This is a genomic window from Monashia sp. HAY1-5C, from assembly GCF_056755255.1.
In genome coordinates, this window is sequence record NZ_JBPGXG010000100.1 from 1 (window position 1) to 17,476 (window position 17,476).

General features: G+C 73.2%; 13 protein-coding genes. 7 read left to right on the forward strand and 6 right to left on the reverse strand.

What is annotated here, in order from left to right:
* The first annotated feature begins 172 nt into the window (after window positions 1–172).
* The 5 genes from ACR9ZK_RS15020 (at window position 173) to ACR9ZK_RS15040 (ending at window position 5,568) form a co-directional block, all read left to right on the forward strand.
* Window positions 173–1,192 (forward strand): mechanosensitive ion channel family protein, encoded by a 1,020-nt coding sequence (locus tag ACR9ZK_RS15020; protein ID WP_481342750.1) that lies wholly within the window; start codon window positions 173–175, stop codon window positions 1,190–1,192.
* Window positions 1,193–1,225: 33 nt separating this feature from the next.
* Entirely contained in the window at window positions 1,226–1,612 is a 387-nt protein-coding gene (locus ACR9ZK_RS15025; protein WP_481342751.1) for a globin, read from the forward strand.
* A 139-nt stretch (window positions 1,613–1,751) separates the two neighbouring features.
* Window positions 1,752–2,456, forward strand: coding sequence for a hypothetical protein (locus ACR9ZK_RS15030; RefSeq protein WP_481342752.1), 705 nt, complete (start codon window positions 1,752–1,754; stop codon window positions 2,454–2,456).
* 401 nt (window positions 2,457–2,857) lie between these two features.
* The gene (locus ACR9ZK_RS15035) at window positions 2,858–4,654 is read left to right on the forward strand and encodes a glycoside hydrolase family 13 protein (RefSeq protein WP_481342753.1); all 1,797 of its coding nucleotides are present in this window, start codon (window positions 2,858–2,860) and stop codon (window positions 4,652–4,654) included.
* 113 nt (window positions 4,655–4,767) lie between these two features.
* On the forward strand, window positions 4,768–5,568 hold the full coding sequence (locus ACR9ZK_RS15040; RefSeq protein ID WP_481342754.1) for a glycerophosphodiester phosphodiesterase family protein: 801 nt from the start codon (window positions 4,768–4,770) through the stop codon (window positions 5,566–5,568).
* Window positions 5,569–5,581: 13 nt separating this feature from the next.
* On the opposite strand, the gene ACR9ZK_RS15045 is transcribed toward ACR9ZK_RS15040, so the two are convergent.
* Window positions 5,582–6,238: a DUF8185 domain-containing protein gene (locus ACR9ZK_RS15045; RefSeq protein ID WP_481342755.1), complete on the reverse strand. Its 657-nt coding sequence runs from the start codon at window positions 6,236–6,238 to the stop codon at window positions 5,582–5,584.
* 10 nt (window positions 6,239–6,248) lie between these two features.
* Window positions 6,249–6,788 carry an acyl-CoA thioesterase gene (locus ACR9ZK_RS15050; protein ID WP_481342756.1) on the reverse strand — a complete coding sequence of 180 codons (540 nt, stop codon included), beginning with the start codon at window positions 6,786–6,788 and terminating at the stop codon, window positions 6,249–6,251.
* Between the two features lie 150 nt (window positions 6,789–6,938).
* Here ACR9ZK_RS15050 and ACR9ZK_RS15055 point away from each other — a divergent pair, with 150 nt between their 5' ends.
* Entirely contained in the window at window positions 6,939–9,071 is a 2,133-nt protein-coding gene (locus tag ACR9ZK_RS15055; protein ID WP_481342765.1) for a RecQ family ATP-dependent DNA helicase, read from the forward strand.
* Window positions 9,072–9,156: 85 nt separating this feature from the next.
* The gene (locus ACR9ZK_RS15060; RefSeq protein ID WP_481342757.1) at window positions 9,157–10,110 is read left to right on the forward strand and encodes an acyl-CoA thioesterase; all 954 of its coding nucleotides are present in this window, start codon (window positions 9,157–9,159) and stop codon (window positions 10,108–10,110) included.
* A 13-nt stretch (window positions 10,111–10,123) separates the two neighbouring features.
* On the opposite strand, the gene treZ is transcribed toward ACR9ZK_RS15060, so the two are convergent.
* From treZ to ACR9ZK_RS15080, 4 genes are all read right to left on the reverse strand, one after another.
* Window positions 10,124–11,941, reverse strand: a complete 1,818-nt coding sequence (gene treZ / locus ACR9ZK_RS15065; RefSeq protein ID WP_481342759.1) for a malto-oligosyltrehalose trehalohydrolase — start codon at window positions 11,939–11,941, stop codon at window positions 10,124–10,126.
* Window positions 11,942–11,990: 49 nt separating this feature from the next.
* Window positions 11,991–14,426 carry a malto-oligosyltrehalose synthase gene (treY, locus tag ACR9ZK_RS15070; protein WP_481342761.1) on the reverse strand — a complete coding sequence of 812 codons (2,436 nt, stop codon included), beginning with the start codon at window positions 14,424–14,426 and terminating at the stop codon, window positions 11,991–11,993.
* Window positions 14,423–16,594 carry a glycogen debranching protein GlgX gene (gene glgX, locus ACR9ZK_RS15075; protein WP_481342763.1) on the reverse strand — a complete coding sequence of 724 codons (2,172 nt, stop codon included), beginning with the start codon at window positions 16,592–16,594 and terminating at the stop codon, window positions 14,423–14,425. Before glgX ends, treY begins: the two co-directional genes overlap by 4 nt.
* A 164-nt stretch (window positions 16,595–16,758) precedes the next feature.
* Window positions 16,759–17,476, reverse strand: a 718-nt coding sequence (locus tag ACR9ZK_RS15080) for a siderophore-interacting protein (RefSeq protein WP_481342764.1), incomplete at its 5' end; no start/stop codon positions are given.

Sequence of the window (17,476 nt, forward strand, 5' to 3'; positions counted from 1 at the left end):
TCCGTCGTCGGCAGCGTCAGATGTGTATAAGAGACAGGTCCCGGGTCGGACGGGCGCTCGCCCGTTCCCCCGGCCGGTGGCAGCGTCCTGCCGTCTGGGACCATCGAGACCGGTCGCCGCCGCGGCGGCGCCCCCTCTCACCGGCCCTGTCCCCTGCACCGAACGAGACTCTGTGACCGACGAACTCACGACACCGACCCCGTCCACCGCGCGCCTCGTCAGGGCGCTCGCGCCGACCGACACGCCACCACACCTGCCCGGAACGGAGGGACCGTTGGAGCTGTCCATGCCGCAGGTCACCTGGTCCCAGCTCGGCGACTGGCTCGTCGGCACGCCGTTGCTCATCCTCGTGACGATCGTGCTCGGGCTCTTCGTCCGGTGGGCCGTGCACCGCCTCATCAACCGCGTCGTCGCGACGGCCGCCTCCAGACGCGCCGAGCGCCTCGCCGGCCTCCTCGGGGGCAACCGCCGGGCGCCGAGCGCGGTGGGTGTCGCCAACGCCCGCCACGTGCAGCGGACCCAGACGATGGGTGCGCTGCTCAAGAGCATCACGACCTTCATCGTCTTCGGCGTGACGGGCCTGACCGTGCTCTCGCTCGTCGGCATCCCGCTGACGCCGATCCTCACCTCGGCCGGGGTGGGTGGCGTCGCGCTCGCGTTCGGCGCCCAGAGCCTCGTCAAGGACTTCCTCTCGGGTGTCTTCATGATCATCGAGGACCAGTACGGCGTCGGCGACGTCATCGACACCGGTGAGGCCGTCGGCACCGTCGAGAACGTGTCGCTGCGCATCACGCAGCTGCGCGACGCGCAGGGCATGACGTGGTACATCCGCAACGGCGAGATCATCCGCATCGGCAACAAGACTCAGGGGTGGTCCACGGCGATGGTCGACGTCCCGATCGCCTACGACCAGGACGTCGAGCAGGCGACCTCGGTGATCCGCGACGTCGTGTCGGTCATGGACGACGACGACCGGTGGCGGGACGTCCTGCTCGAGGAGCCGAACGTCGTCGGCGTCGAGTCGATGTCGGCCGGTGTCATCACGATCAGGATCCTGGCCAAGACCGTCGCGAACGAGCAGTTCGCCATCCAGCGCGAGATCCGCGAGCAGGTCAAGGGCGCCCTCGACCGGGCCGGCATCAAGAGCCCGTCACCGGTCATGCCGCCGTACGGCGGGGGCAAGCCGCTCTGAGGCCACCGGACCGCACCTGAGACACTGACCGGCGTGACCTACTACGAGGACTTCGGCGGCCACGAGACCTTCGCCAAGCTCGTCCGCGAGTTCTACCGGGGCGTCGCCCGGGACGAGCCGCTGCGCGCGCTCTACCCGGAGCAGGACCTCGGCCCCGCGGAGGAGCGCCTGCGGATGTTCTTCGAGCAGTACTGGGGTGGGCCGACGACGTACTCGCAGCAGCGCGGCCACCCGAGGCTGCGGATGCGCCACATGCCCTTTCCGGTGACCCCCGACATGCGTGACCGCTGGCTGCTGCACATGATGAACGCGGTCGACACGCTCGACCTCGCGCCCGAGCACGACGACCTGCTGCGCGACTACCTGACGCGCGCGGCCTACTCGCTCGTCAACACCCCCGGACCCGACGGCACGTTCTGAGCGTCCGGGGACGCCCTCCGGCTCACAGGAAGTCACAGCCGAGTCACAGGCGAAACCTCTGACGCCCCGACGCGGGCCGTGCTGTGCTGGTGCGTGTGGCCACGGGTGGCGTGGCGCCTGCATCCGCAAGGAGGCCGAGATGGTCGAGCTGAACCGCACGTCGGTGGGGGTCGCTGCAGCAGGCGCCGCCGCGCTGGCCGTCGCCCTGGGAGTCTCCGCGGTGGCCCGCGCCGACTCGCCGAGCCCGTCCTCGAGGACCGCCGTGGCGGTCGTCCCGGCGGCCGCGACGACCCCCGCCCCGACCGCCACCGGCAACCCCGGCAACGGCAACCACGGGAACGGCAACGGCAACCACGGGCACGGTTGGGGTCCCGGTGGCCGGCCCGGCAAGGGCGGTGGAGACCTCGGGCGCGGTCTGGGTGTCGGGCACCTCGGCGCCGGCGTGGCCGACCTCGCGGCGCGCCTCGGCGTCAGCGAGTCGACGTTGCGCGACGCCATCAAGGGCGCCCGAGACGACCTCCGCGCCGCCCGCGCCGCGGCCCAGCCGACCGCCCCGCCGACCACGTCGCCCACCACACCGCCGACCTCGCCTCCGTCGACGGCCCAGCGCGACGCGAGGCTCGATGCCTTCACGACGGCGCTCGCCAAGCGCCTGCGCATGGACGTCGCCAAGGTGCGCGGCGCCATCGCCGCCGTTCGTGCGGCCGCGCAGGCCGCACGCCAGAAGGCCTTCGACGACCGGCTCGCCCAGGCGGTGCAGAGCGGCACGCTGACCCAGGCCGAGGCCGACGCCGTGAAGAAGGCGGCCGCCGCCGGGGTCATCGAGATGGACGGCCCTGACTGACCGAGCCGACCCGAGCCACGTCCAGCCTCACGCCGTGGAGCGGGAGGCCGGCCAGCGGGCCGCGGTGTGGTGGCTCGGTCCCCGGCCGGTGAGCAGGCCGCGGCCTGGTGGTCGGCAGTGCCGGACCGGCGTACTGGGTGGCTGGACGAGCCGCGTCAGCAGCTGGCGTCGATCCCGGCCCGGAGCGCGCGTCACACCACGTGGCGCGCGATGCACGGTCCCGGCGCGCGAAAGTCCGCGCGCCGAACCCCGTTGCGCGCGCTTCGTCCAGCAGGCTGCCGGGACGGGGCCACGCGACGGTCCCCCTCGCGGCGCTCGACGACGCCACCCGCAGGGTCGACATGCAAGATCTTGCAGATCTTGCTTGGAGTTTCCGTGGGCATGAGGAACGATGGTGGCTCGTGACGCGATCAGCAACCCAGACCCTCACGCCCGCCACCGTGACGGGCGTCCGCGAGGCGGACAGCCCGGTCCACGCCGCCGACCACCCGGACGGGGCGTGGTGGCGTCAGGCCGTGATCTACCAGATCTACCCCCGCTCGTGGAGCGACGGCGACGGCGACGGCGTCGGCGACCTGCCCGGCATCACCGCGCGCCTCGAGCACCTCAGCGCGCTCGGCGTCGACGCGGTCTGGCTGTCGCCGTTCTACACCTCGCCCCAGGCCGACGCCGGCTACGACGTCGCCGACTACCGCGACGTCGACCCGCTGTTCGGCACGCTCGCCGACGCGGACGGGATGATCGCGCGCGCCCACGAGCTGGGCCTCAAGGTCATCGTGGACATGGTCCCGAACCACTCCTCGGACGAGCACGAGTGGTTCGCAGCCGCGCTCGCAGCGGGCCCCGGCTCGGCCGAGCGCGAGCGCTACGTCTTCCGCGAGGGCCGCGGCGAGCACGGCGAGCTGCCCCCGAACAACTGGCAGTCCGTCTTCGGCGGCGCCGCGTGGACGCAGGTCACCGAGGAGAACGGCCGTCCGGGCCAGTGGTACCTGCACCTGTTCGACCCGAAGCAGCCCGACTTCAACTGGGAGCACCCCGAGGTGCGTGCCGAGTTCGAGTCGATCCTGCGCTTCTGGCTCGACCGGGGCGTCGACGGCTTCCGCGTCGACGTCGCGCACGGCCTGATCAAGGAGCAGGGCCTGCCCGACACCGAGGAGGAGCGCACCGTCATGCTCGGCCACGCCGAGCACGACGACGCCGCCGTGGCAACCGCGCGCCCGGACGACCAGCCCCGCATCGACCACACGAAGCGCAGCCCGATGTGGGACCAGGACGGCGTCCACGAGATCTACCGTTCCTGGCGCCGCGTCCTCGAGTCCTACGGCACCCCCGACCGCATCCTGTGCGCCGAGGCCTGGGTCGAGCCGCAGGAGCGCGCCGTCGCGTACGTCCGCCCGGACGAGATGCACCAGGCGTTCAACTTCGACTTCCTCACCTCGGCGTGGGTCGCCGCCGACCTGCGCTCGGTCATCACGTCGTCGCTGCGGGCGGCCGACTCGGTGGGCGCGCCGTCGACGTGGGTGCTGTCGAACCATGACGTCGTGCGCCACGCCTCGCGCCTCGGTTTCGCGCCCGGCACGCCGCGGATGAACGGCATCAGCGCCGCCGACCCGCAACCGGACCGCGAGCTCGGCCTGCGCCGCGCCCGGGCCGCGACCGCGCTCATGCTGGCCCTGCCGGGCGGTGCCTACCTGTACCAGGGCGAGGAGCTCGGCCTGCCCGACTCGACGGACATGCCGGCCGAGTTCCGCCAGGACCCGACGTTCGCGCGCACCGCGGGCGCCGAGACCGGCCGCGACGGCTGCCGGGTCCCGATGCCGTGGGTCGCCGACGCGCCCAGCCTCGGCTTCGGCCCGACCGACGCGACGTGGCTGCCGCAGCCGGCGGTCTACGCCGACTACGCGGTCGACCGGCAGACCGGCGTGCCCGGGTCCACCCTCGAGCTCTACCGGTCGCTGCTCGCGGAGCGTCGACGCCTCCACCTCGGCACCGGGTCGCTGACGTGGGTCGAGGGCTACGGAGAGGACGTCCTCGCCCTGACCAACGGCGGACCGGACCGCGAGCGCGTCCTCGTCGTCACCAACCTCGGCGCCGAGCCGGTCGAGCTGCCCGAGGGCGTCGACGTGCTCGTCGCCTCCGGTCCCCTGGTGGCCGGACGCGTCCCCACCGACACGACCGTCTGGGCACTCTGGGCCTGACCGCGCCGGTCCCCCACTGCTCCGACCCGCGCGAGGGCGCCCCCGGCCAGGGGGCGCCCTCGTCGCACCACCGGAGGTGTCCAGGCCGGGCGGTGAGCGCCTAGTCTCGCGCCATGACCGTGCCGGCGCCGCGCCCCCGCCCCTACCTCGCCCGGACGCCGGTGGCCCTCGCCCACCGCGGTGGCGCGCTCTACCGGCCCAACGTCGGCCTCGAGAACACGATGACGGCGTTCGGCCATGCCGTCGCCCTCGGCTACACCCACCTCGAGACCGACGTGCACCTGACGGCCGACGGCCGGCTCGTCGCCTTCCACGACACCCGCCTCGACCGCGTGACCGACCGGGCCGGACTCATCCACCGGCTCACCTGGGAGCAGGTGCGCGAGGCCGCCATCGGCGACGGTGAGCGCGTGCCCCTGCTCACCGAGGTCCTCGACGCGTGGCCGGAGGTCAACCTCAACCTCGACCTCAAGGCGCCGGGGACGCCGGCGGCCCTCTGGCGTCTCATCGAGGAGCGCCGCCTCCACGAGCGGGTCTGCGTCGGCTCGTTCTCGCAGCGCAACATCGCCCAGTTCCGACGCCTCGCCCGCGGACGCGTCACGACCGCGGCCGCGCCCGTCGGCGCCGCGGTCAACCGCTACGGCCCGCGCTGGCTGGCCCGCTGGCTGCGCTCACCCGCGGAGGTCTTCCAGGTGCCCGCCTCGTTCCCCGTGCGCGGGCGCGTCGTGCAGGTCGTGACCCCGGGGTTCGTCGCGGCGGCGCACGCAGCGGGCAAGCAGGTGCATGTCTGGACGATCGACGACCCGGAGCAGATGCACCGGCTGCTCGACCTCGGCGTGGACGGTCTCGTCAGCGACCGCATCGACGTGCTCAAGCAGGTGCTCGTCCAGCGCGGCACGTGGACCGGGCGCTGACGAAGCCGCTTCGTCAGCGCACCAGCACGTGACCGCGCGCGGTCGACAGGCGGGTCCAGCGTCCGTTGGTCGACACCGACGCCTCGGTGCCCGGCGCGGTGAAGCCGAGCACGTGCGCGCCGAAGGCCAGACCGGCCGCGACGGGCGGCACGGTGTCGGTCATCGCGCCCCACACGCGACGGCGCAGGGCCGTGACCGCGTGAGCGCCGGCACCGTCGGGGGTTCCCGCGGCAACCTGCGAGATCCCCTCGCGCGCAACCGCGTCCACGGCCTCGCTGGTGAGCCGCCCCACGGGCTCCCAGCCGTCGCGTGGGGGTGTCAGCCCGCCCCACGGCGCCCGCACGGTGGTCGGGGGCACGGCGAGGACGCTCGACGCGTCGCGGCGCGCCAGCCGGTCGGCGAGCGACGCGAACGACACCGTCGTGTCGAGGGCCGCGCCGGCGTCGTGGCCGACTGCCCGGACCCGCACGACGCGCAGACCGAGGACCGTGCCCTCACCGAGCAGGCCGCCGCCCTCGAGGACGGCGACCGTGACGAGGGCCAGGCCGCCGGCGACCTGCAGCCGCACGGCGCCGTCGGGGTTGGCGCGCCGGGCCCGGCCCAGGAACGTCTCGAGGTCGGCCAGGCCCCGGGGGTCACCGAAGTCGACGTGTCGCACGTCGGTGGTCACGGTCGGGCCCTCACCGTCGACGCCGGAACGGTGCCGGGCCACTGCGGTGGGGCCGCAGGGCGTCCCGCTCCTCCGGCCGCATCCGCCGCGGTGACGCGGACGCGAAGTCGTAGAGGGCCAGCTCGGTCTCCGCGACGGCGTACACGACCTCGTCACCTCGCGTCCCGTCACCTCGCCCCTGGGCACCCTGTGGGTCGATCCCCACGGGGTCGGTGACGATGTAGGCGACGTCGAAGCCGGCCCCACCGACCCGCGAGACCCACATCCGGATCTCGACCGGTGCGTGCCGGAAGCCGAGCGGCCGCCGGTACTCGATCTCGTGTCGCGCGACGAGCACGCCCTCGTCGAGCAGCGTCTTGTTGCCCGCGCCGGTGCCGTCGAACCAGTCCCGGAAGGCGATGACGCGCGCGTCCTCGAGCAGCCGGAGGAACTGCACGTTGTTGATGTGCGCGTAGGCGTCCATGTCGGACCAGCGCAGCGCCACGTGCGCGGCGTACGGGGCCTGGAGGTCGGTCGAGGAACGGGTCGTGCCGTCCGGCGCGTCGGTCATGACGCCATCCTCCCAGCCCGTCCCCATCCCCGTCCGGGCGCCCACCGGCGTCCACAGGGCCCGGCCCGGGGAGGCGGACCCGTCAGCGGCGGCACGTAGGTTGGACGCATGCCCCCGACGCCTGCCGCCCAGCCCACCACCACCGACGCCATGGGCGACGCCGGACCCGTGGACGTGGTCGACGACGCACTGCGGTCACGGGCGACCGAGGCACTGCGCCGGCTCGTCGGACGGCCTGACGCCGAGTTCCGTGACGGCCAGCTCGAGGCCATCGCCGCACTCGTCGAGGGTCGTCGGCGCGTCCTCGTCGTGCAGCGCACGGGGTGGGGCAAGTCGGCCGTGTACTTCGTCGCGACCGCCCTGCGCCGGTCCGAGGGCGCGGGACCGACCGTCATCGTCAGCCCGCTGCTGGCGCTGATGCGTGACCAGATCGGGGCCGCCCAGCGGGCCGGCATCCGCGCCGTGACGCTCAACTCCACCAATGCCGACGAGTGGGGCGAGGTGTCGGCCGCCCTCGCGGCAGGTGCCGTCGACGTCCTGCTCGTCAGCCCCGAGCGGCTCAACAACCCACGGTTCCGCGACGAGCAGCTGCCGCAGCTGGCCCGGACCTGCGGCCTGCTCGTCGTCGACGAGGCGCACTGCGTCAGCGACTGGGGGCACGACTTCCGGCCCGACTACCGCCGCATCCGCGACCTGCTCACGACTCTGCCGGAGCACACGCCGGTCCTCGCGACGACGGCCACCGCCAACGCGCGGGTCGTCACCGACGTCGTCGAGCAGCTCGGCGCCGGCGGCCACGACGTGCTGACGCTGCGCGGTCCGCTCGCCCGGGCGTCGCTGCGCCTCGGCGTGCTGCCACTCGCCGCGCCGGAGCAGCGGCTGGCCTGGCTCATCGCCCACCTGGCACAGCTGCCCGGCTCCGGCATCGTCTACGCCCTGACCGTGGCAGCGGCCGAGGACGTCGCCGCCGCGCTGCGCGAGGCCGGGCACGAGGTCGCCGCCTACACGGGCCGCACCGAGCCTGCCGAGCGCATCCGCCTCGAGGAGGCACTGCGCGACAACACCGTCAAGGCGCTCGTGGCCACGTCGGCGCTCGGCATGGGCTTCGACAAACCCGACCTCGGGTTCGTCCTGCACCTGGGTGCGCCCTCCTCCCCCGTCGCCTACTACCAGCAGGTCGGTCGCGCGGGGCGGGCCACGGAGCGCGCCGACGTCCTGCTCATGCCCGGCCCCGAGGACAAGGACATCTGGCGCTACTTCGCCTCGGCCTCGATGCCGCGCCAGGACCAGGCCGACGCCGTGCTGCGGGCCCTCACCGAGTCGCCGAAGCCGCTGTCCACGGTCGCGCTCGAGGCCATCGTCGACGTGCGTCGCACGCGGCTCGAGCTGCTGCTCAAGGTGCTCGACGTCGACGGCGCCGTCCGCCGGGTGCCCGGCGGGTGGACCGCCACCGGCGAGCCGTGGGCCTACGACGAGGAGCGCTACGGGCGGGTCACGCAGGCCCGCGAGCGTGAGCAGCAGCTCATGGTCGACTACGAACGCAACGAGGGGTGCCGCATGGCGTTCCTGCAGACCTGCCTCGACGACGAGACGGCCGAGCCGTGCGGCCGCTGCGACGGCTGTGCCGGGCCGTGGTTCGACGCGACGATCCCGGACGCGGCCGTCACCACCGCCCGCGCCCGGCTGGACCGACCCGGTGTCGCCCTGGAGCCCCGGGCGCAGTGGCCGTCCGGGATGGACCGCCTCGGTGTCCCCGTGCGCGGCCGCATCGGGGCGGAGACGGCCATGACCGAGGGCCGCGCGGTCGCCCGGCTCAGCGACCTCGGCTGGGGTCAGCGGCTGCGCGAGCTGCTCCGCGGCGACGACGGCGAGCTGCCGCCCGAGGTGCTGCGCGCGTGCGTCGACGTCCTCGCGACCTGGGGGTGGTCGCAACGGCCCGTCGCGGTCGTGTCGGTCCCGTCGCGACGCCGTCCACGGCTCGTCGGGTCCCTGGCGGCGGGCATCGCCGAGCTCGGGCGGCTGCCCTACCTCGGGTCGCTCGACCTCGCCGAGGGCGGCCCGGTGGGCGAGCCTGGCGGCAACAGCGCCTTCCGGCTGGCCAACGTGTGGGGCCGACTCGTCGTCGGACCCGAGCTCGCGGCGCGGCTGGCCGGGGCGCCCGGTCCCGTGCTGCTCGTCGACGACGTCGCCGACTCGCGCTGGACGCTGACGGTGTGCGCAGGCCTCCTGCGTCAGGCCGGGGCGCCCGGGGTGCTCCCGCTCGTCCTCGCGCTCGAGGCGTGAGCACGGCGGCAGGTGGCCGTGCCGTGGCGCCGGCCCCACGTCGGGCACGGGGACGGGGCCGACGGGGGCTGGGTAGGGTCGGGGCGTGACCGACGAGATCACCGTGCTCCCCCCGATCGAGGACCTCATCGATGTCCTGACCCTCAAGGACGTCGGCACGGCCCAGATCGCCGTCACCGACGTGCTCGGCCGCGACGCCGCGGAGTCGATCGGGGCGACGTCGGCGCGCGTCTTCGAGGGGCGCAGTCAGAAGATGCCGCACGGCCGGGTCTTCGGCGGCCAGGTGCTCGCGCAGTGCGTCATGGCGGCCGGCACGACGGTCCGTGAGATCGACGGCGACGGCCCGCGCCCGATCCACTCGCTGCACGGCTACTTCATGCGTCCGGGCGACGACACCCTGCCGATCCGGTTCGCCGTCGAGGAGATGCGCGACGGCCGGTCCTTCTCGACGCGGCGGGTCCACGCCGTGCAGAAGGGCGCGCCGATCATGTCGATGGTGTGCTCGTTCCAGGAGCGGGCCGGCGGCCTCGACCACCAGGAGCCGATGCCCGCGGTGGCCGGCCCCGAGGGCCTGACCTCGCTGGCCGAGGCGTTCCGCGGCATCGACCACCCCGGCGCCCGGCACCTCGCGGAGTCCCGCCCCATCGAGCTGCGGCCCGTCGAGAGCAACATGTTCCTCGACCCGGGGCCCGAGCAGGTCGCGAGCAACCACGTGTGGATGCGGGCCGTCGACCGGCTCCCGGACGACCCGTTGCTGCACGCCGCGGTGCTGGCCTACTCCAGCGACTACTCGCTGCTCGAGCCCGTGCTGCGACGCCATGGCCTCGTGTGGACCGACCGTCGGCTGCGCGTCGCGAGCCTCGACCACTCGATGTGGTTCCACCGCGACGCGCGAGCCGACGAGTGGCTGCTCTACGCGCAGGCGGCGCCGTCGGCCACGAGCGGTCGCGGCCTGTCGATCGGACAGATCTTCACCCGGGACGGCACCCTCGTCGCGACGACCGCCCAGGAGGGCATGGTCCGCGTCAAGGAGGACTGAGGGCGCACCCGCGTCACACCGCGCGGACGACGGCGACGTCGTGGCCCTCGAGGCGCAGGCCGCCGGGGGCCTTCTCGGGGTGCCGGCCCCACGAGGCCAGCACCTCGTCGAGGTCGTCCGCGACGGGCACGACCTGGGACTGCTCGGACAGGTTGGCCACGACGCGCAGCCGCCCGCGTGACAGGACGAACCACGAGGCGTCCTCGTCGAAGCGGGCGCTCGTGTCCCGCAGGTCACCGGAGGCGATGTCGGGTTCGGTGCGGCGTACCTCGAGGAGCCGCCGGTAGAACGCGAGCGTCTCGACGTGGCCCGGTGCGTCGACCTCCGACCACCGCAGCACGCTCGACTCGCGGGTGGCCGGGTCCTGCGGGTCGGGGACGTCCGCCTCGTCCCACCCGTGCGCCGCGAACTCGCCCCGGCGCCCGGTGCGCACGGCCTCGGCGAGCCAGTCCTCCTCGAAGGAGGTGAAGAACGCGAAGGGCGTTCCCGCGCGCCACTCCTCGCCCATGAAGACCATCGCCGTGTAGGGCGACAGGAGGTAGAGCGCCGCGCCGATGGCCTGCTGGCCCGGCGTCACGGTGGCCCCGATGCGGTCGCCGACCGCGCGGTTGCCGACCTGGTCGTGGGTCTGCAGGTAGGCGACGAAGCGGTGCCCGGACGTCGTGGCGGGGTCGACCGGCCGACCCCAGGTCGCGTCGCGGAAGGTCGAGTAGCGGCCGTCGTGCAGGAAGGCCTGGGTGAGCACCTTGGCCAGGACCGACAGCACGCCCCCGTCGGGCCACGCGGCGGTGCCGCCGGCGAAGTCGGCGTAGTAGCCCTGGGTCTCGCCGGTGAGCGCCACGTGCAGGGCGTGGTGCACGTCGTCGTCCCACTGCGCCGTCATGCCCCGGCCGCCCTCCGCGGTCGGCGTCACCATGACCGGGTCGTTGAGGTCGCTCTCCGCCACGAGGTCGAGCGAGCGGCCGAGCTGGGCTGCCAGAGAAGCGGTCTCGTCGGACAGCTGCGCGAGGACGTGACGATCGGAGGAGTCACGCAGCTCGTGGACGGCGTCGAGTCGCAGCGCGTCGACGTGGAAGTCGCGGAACCACCGCAGCGCGTTGTCGACGACCCACCGCCGGACCTGCTGCGAGCCGTCACCGTCGAGGTTGACGGCCGGACCCCACGGCGTCGTGTGCGCGTCGGTGAAGTACGGCCCGAACTCCGCGAGGTAGTTGCCGGTGGGGCCGAGGTGGTTGTAGACGACGTCGAGGCAGACGCCCAGCCCGCGACCGTGGCAGGCGTCGACGAAGCGCTGGAAGGCCGCAGGCCCGCCGTAGGCGTCCTGGACGGCGTACGGCTGGACGCCGTCATATCCCCAACCGTGGGTCCCACCGAAGGCCGCGACGGGCATGACCTCGACGACGTCGATGCCGAGCTCGACGAGGTGGTCGAGGTGCCCGGTCGCGGCATCGAGCGTCCCCTCGGGTGTGAACGTGCCGACGTGCAGCTCGTAGACGACGCCGCCGGCCACGCCCCGACCCTCGCGGGGGCCGCGCCAGCCCGCGTCCTGCCACCGGTGGGCCGCGACGTCGAACGTGCGGCTGGGCCCGTGCACCCCGTACGGCTGCCAGGCGCTGCGCGGGTCGGGGCGCGGGTCGCCGCCGTCCAGGCTGAACGCGTAGTCGAGGACACCCGCCTTCGCGAGGTCATCGGTGGGCGTCCATGACCACCACCCGTCCCCGGCCTGCTGCATGGACCGGCGCTCCGGTTCCGTGCCGTGCGCCGCGGCCGCGACCCTCACCTCCACCGTCGTGGCGTACGGCGCCCAGACGTGGATCTCGTTCTCACTCATCGCGTTCCCTGTGGTCGGTGGTCCGGTCAGAGGTGCGCCCGGGCCGGCCTCACGCCTCGTGGACGAGGAGCGCGACGGGCAGATGCTCGTCGGGCAGCACCTGCGCCACCCGTACCCGTCCGCCGTCGGTCGCGCGCCCCGACACGGCATCCCGCCACCTTCCGGCCGGCAGCTCTACCGTCGCGTCGCCCCAGCCCCCGGCGTCGGCGAGCCGGCCGGCGAGTCGCGTGACCAGCGTCACGACGCGTGGCCCGTCGTCGTTCCCGCGCACGAACCCGACGAGGTGCGCCGAGGAGGAGTCGACCTCGGCGTACGTCGCAGACGGCCCGACGAAGGCGTCCGGGGCAGCCCGCCGGGTGCGCAGGGCCGCCGTGGTGAGCAGGAGCTTCTCGTCGGAGAGGTCCTGTGGGGCGGCACCGGCGTCCAGCCGGGTAAGGCGGTCGCGGCGCTCGGCGTAGTCGACGAGACGCCGGTTGTCCGGGTCGACGAGCGACAGGTCGACGAGGTCGGTGCCCTGGTAGACGTCCGGCACGCCGGGCATCGTCAGCTGGACGAGCTTCTGCCCGAGGGTGTTGGCCCGGATCTCCGTGGCCGTGCCGGTCAGCCACGCCTCGACGTGCGTCCGCACGTCCTCCGACGCGAGCACACCGGAGACGAAGCGATGGACCGCGGCCTCGTACCCCTCGTTCGGCGAGGTCCATCGGGTGTAGAGCTTGGACTCGCGGATCGCCTTGAGGGCGTAGGCGTTGAGTCGCTCGTCGCTGATCGGCCAGGCACCCACGAGCGTCTGCCAGAGGAAGTACTCGGTGAGTGCGTCGAGCGCGTCATCCCGGAAGGGGTCGGCCAGCCCGCGGGCGGTGCGCACCCACGCCGCCCACGCCTCGGGACGCTCCGCCAGGACGAAGAGCCGGGCCCGCACGTCCTCGGCTCGCTTGGTGTCGTGGGTCGAGAGGGTCGTCATCGTCGCCGGCCAGTGCTCGGCGAGCGTCGTCGCGAACCGGTGGAACTCGGCTGCCGGGACACCGACCCGCTCCGGGTCGCCACCGACCTCGTTGAGGCCCACGAGCCGGACGAACCGGTAGTACGCGGTGTCCTCGATGGCCTTGGCCATGACGGGTCCGCACGTCTGCTGGAACCGGACGAGGAACTCGTCGGCGGCGGCGGCATCCGTCCGCTCGGCCCGTCCGAGCGCGAGGTCGAGGAGCGCCCCGACCGTGCGGGCGTCGAGGTCCGGGCCGTGCAGCGACTCCCGGCCGCGCGCCACGGCGGACTCGAGCGCCACCGCGTCCCGCTCCTGCGGCTCGGTACCGGGCCGGCGGTAGACGCGGTAGCGGTCCATGCCCACGAGCATCGTCTCGAGGACCCGGCGCGCCTCGTCGGTGTCGAGGTCGGGCCGGGCCCGCGCCACGAGCCGCAGCAGCCGCTCGACCTCCGCGACGAGCATGACCTCGACGACCCACCGTTTCGACGTCGCGACGATGGCTCCGAGGTCCTGACGCTCCCCGACCAGCTCGGCCGAGAGCTCGTCGAGCGGCGCGGCACCTGCGGGGTCGACGAACAGGCCCCCGACGCGCAGCAGCGCGTCGTAGCCGGTGGTTCCCGCGGTGCGCCAGGACGCCGGCAGCTGCTCGTCGCCCTCGAGGATCTTCTCCACCACGACCCAGACGTCCCCGGTGGCCTCGGCGAGCCGTTCGAGGTACCCCTCGGGGTCCGCCAGGCCGTCCGGGTGGTCGATGCGAAGCCCGGCGACCGCGCCGGAGCGCACCGCCGCGAGGAGCCGCTCGTGCGTGGCGTCGAAGACCTCGGCGTCCTCGACGCGCACGGCGATGAGCGACGTGACGTCGAAGAAGCGGCGGTAGTTCAGCTCGGCGTCGCCGACCTGCCAGAACGCCAGCCGGTAGTGCTGGGCCTCCAGCACGTCGGCGAGCGGGGCCGACGGGTCCGTGCCGGGCGCGAGCGGGAACACGTGGTCGTAGTAGCGGACCACCGGCTCGCCCTCGTGCTCCCCCAGCGACAGCTCCCCGGCCGCGAGCGCCTCCTCGAGCCGCGAGCCGAGCACGGGCAGCAGGATCCGCCCGTCCTGGGCGTCCCAGTCGACGTCGAACCAGGACGCGTACGCCGAGGTGCGGCCCTCGCGCAGCACGTCCCACAGGGGCCGGTTGAGCGACAGGGGCGTCGGCGTCGTCATGTGGTTCGGGACGACGTCGACGACGACCCCGAGGCCCGCCTCGTGCGCTGCTGCGCACAGCCGCTCGAAGCCCGCGTCGCCACCGAGACCCTCCGCGACGTGGCGGTGGTCGACGACGTCGTACCCATGCATCGACCCGCTCGTGGCCTGCAGGACGGGAGACAGGTAGAGGTGCGAGACGCCGAGGGCGGCGAGGTGGTCCACCTGGGCCAGCGCGTCCCCGAAGGTGAAGCCGGGCTCGAGCTGGAGCCGGTGCGTCGAGACCGGGATGCCGGGACGGGCTGCCGCGTCCGTCACGCCGTGGCCCCCTCCGTCACGCCCGCGACGGGCGGCGCCGCCGGCACCCGCGGGCACCGGAGGACGACGATGCTGTGGGCCTCGACCTGCACCTGCCACGTCGGGTCGAGGGGCGACTCCTCGATCTCCTCCCGCGCCGTGTCGATGACCGGGAGCCACTCCGTCCCGTACTCGGCGTCCGGCAGCGTGAACGACAGCGACTCGTGGTGGGCGTTGAAGAGCACGAGGAACGAGTCGTCGAGGATCTTCTGTCCCCGCGGGTCCGGCTCGGGGATGGCCGAGCCGTTGAGGAAGACCATGAGCGACTTGGCCATTCCGTTGCTCCACGCCTCGTCGTCCATGTGCTCGGCGTTCGGCATGAGCCAGGCGATGTCACCGAGCTCGCTCTCACCGCCGTGCTCGGCGCTGCCGGCGAAGAACCGGCGCCGGCGGAACACCGGGTGCTCCCGGCGCAGCCGGACGATCGACTGGGTGAAGGCGAGCAGCTGCTGGTCGTCCTCGTCGAGGGCCCAGTGGATCCACGAGATGTCGTTGTCCTGGCAGTACCCGTTGTTGTTGCCGCCTTGGGTGCGGCCGAGCTCGTCGCCGTGCAGGAGCATCGGGACGCCCTGGCTGAGCAGGAGGGTCGTCAGGAAGTTGCGCTGCTGGCGCGCCCGCAGGCCACGCACCGCGGGGTCGTCGCTCGGACCCTCGACGCCGCAGTTCCACGAGCGGTTGTGGCTCTCGCCGTCGTTGTTGCCCTCACCGTTGGCCTCGTTGTGCTTGTCGTTGTACGACACGAGGTCGCGCAGGGTGAAGCCGTCGTGCGCGGTGACGAAGTTGATCGACGCGATCGGCTTCCGGCCGGAGTGCTCGTAGAGGTCGCTCGAACCCGTGAAGCGGGAGGCGAACTCGCCGAGCGCCCCGCCCTCGCCGCGCCAGAAGTCCCGGACCGTGTCACGGTACTGGCCGTTCCACTCGGTCCACAGGGGCGGGAAGCCGCCGACCTGGTAGCCGCCCTCCCCGACGTCCCAGGGCTCGGCGATGAGCTTGACCTGGCTGACGACCGGGTCCTGCTGGATGAGGTCGAAGAACGCCGACAGCTTGTCGACCTCGTGGAACTGGCGGGCCAGCGTCGCGGCGAGGTCGAAGCGGAAGCCGTCGACGTGCATCTCGGTGACCCAGTAGCGCAGCGAGTCCATGATGAGCTGGAGCACGTGCGGGCTGCGCATGAGGAGGCTGTTGCCGGTGCCGGTCGTGTCGTAGTAGTGCGACAGGTCGTCGCTGACGAGCCGGTAGTAGCTGTTGTTGTCCAGGCCCCGGAAGGCGAGCGTCGGGCCCATGTGGTTGCCCTCCGCCGTGTGGTTGTAGACGACGTCGAGGATGACCTCGATGTCGGCCTCGTGCAGCGCCCTGACCATGGCCTTGAACTCCAGAACCTGCTGCCCGCGCTGACCCCCCGCCGCGTAGGCGTTGTGCGGGGCCAGGAAGCCGATCGTGTTGTAGCCCCAGTAGTTCGACAGGCCGCGCTCGACGAGCGGCGCGTCCTGGACGAACTGGTGCACCGGCATCAGCTCGACGGCGGTGACGCCGAGGTCGGTCAGGTGCTTGATCGTCGCCGGGTGGGCGATGCCGGCGTAGGTGCCGCGGATCTCCTCCGGGACCTCGGGGTGCAGCATCGTCAGGCCCTTGACGTGGGCCTCGTAGATGACGCTCTCGTGGTACTCGTGCCGCGGGGGGCGGTCGTCGCCCCAGTCGAAGAACGGGTTGACGACGACGGAGTGCATCGTGTGGGCGATGCTGTCGTCGGTGTTGATCTCGGTCGTCGTCGCCGCGTCGGGGTCACCGAAGGTGTACGAGTACAGGGACTGGTCGTTCTCGGCCTGCCCCTCGATGGCCTTGGCGTACGGGTCCAGCAGGAGCTTGCTCGGGTTGCAGCGGTGCCCGTTCTCGGGCTCGTAGGGGCCGTGGACGCGGAAACCGTACCGCTGACCGGGCTGCAGGAACGGCACGTACCCGTGCCACACGAACCCGTCGACCTCCGGCAGGTCGAGGCGCGTCTCGGCCAGGTCGTCCGTGAGCAGACACAGCTCGACACGCTCGGCGACCTCCGAGAAGACCGCGAAGTTGACCCCCGCGCCGTCGTAGGTGGCGCCGAGGGGGTAGGGCTTGCCGGGCCAGATCTCCATGGAGCTTCTTCCGTCGTCATGGACGCGGCCGGGGCCGCGCCGCCACCGGTGTGGCGTCGGGCGGACGACGCCGGCCACCCCGGGCCCATCGTGGTGCCCGGCGGGGTGCCGCGCAACCACCGCTCCCCTGACGGTCGGGCCTCGGCCCGCGGGGGAAGCGACGCCTACTGCGCGCGTCCGTGCTTCCAGTACCCCATGAAGGCGACCTGGTGTCGCGGCAGGCCTCCCTCGCCGACGAGGAGGCGACGACACGCCTTGACGGTGTCGGAGTCACCGGCCACCCACGCGTACGTGTCGTCGGGTCCGAGGCGCGCTGCATCGCCGAGGGCGCCCACCACGTCGTCGCCCGACGAGCTGTACATCGCGGTCTCCCAGACGTCGTCGTCGAGATCGGCCGCCGGTCCGAGCGACGGGAGCGGGTCGACGGGCCGGCCGCCGGTGTCGAGACGGAGGCAGGAACGCAGGGCCGCGAGCGTCTGCGACCCGCGTTCACGGTCGCCGCGGGCGATCCAGTGCGCCTCGATGCCGGGCGGGAAGCGCACGTCGAGGACGTCGGTGGCGTCGGGCACCTCGACGACTGCGATGCCGTCGGCGTCCGCCGGCAGGGCCTCTGCGATCGACGCGAGGGCGGGCACGGCCGTCTCGTCGGCCACCAGGATCAGCCGCCGCGCGTCGGCTGGCGCGAACTCGATGCCACCGAACGAGCGCTCGTGGCCGCGGCGTGGTGCGACGAGCCCGATCTCGTCGCCGACCGTCGCCTCCTCGGCCCACGAGCCGGCCGGGCCGATGGGAGCGCCACCGGGCCCGTCGGGACCGTGCAGCACGAAGTCCACGACGAGCAGGCGCTGTTCCCCCTCCCCCTCGACGGCACGGGCCGTGTAC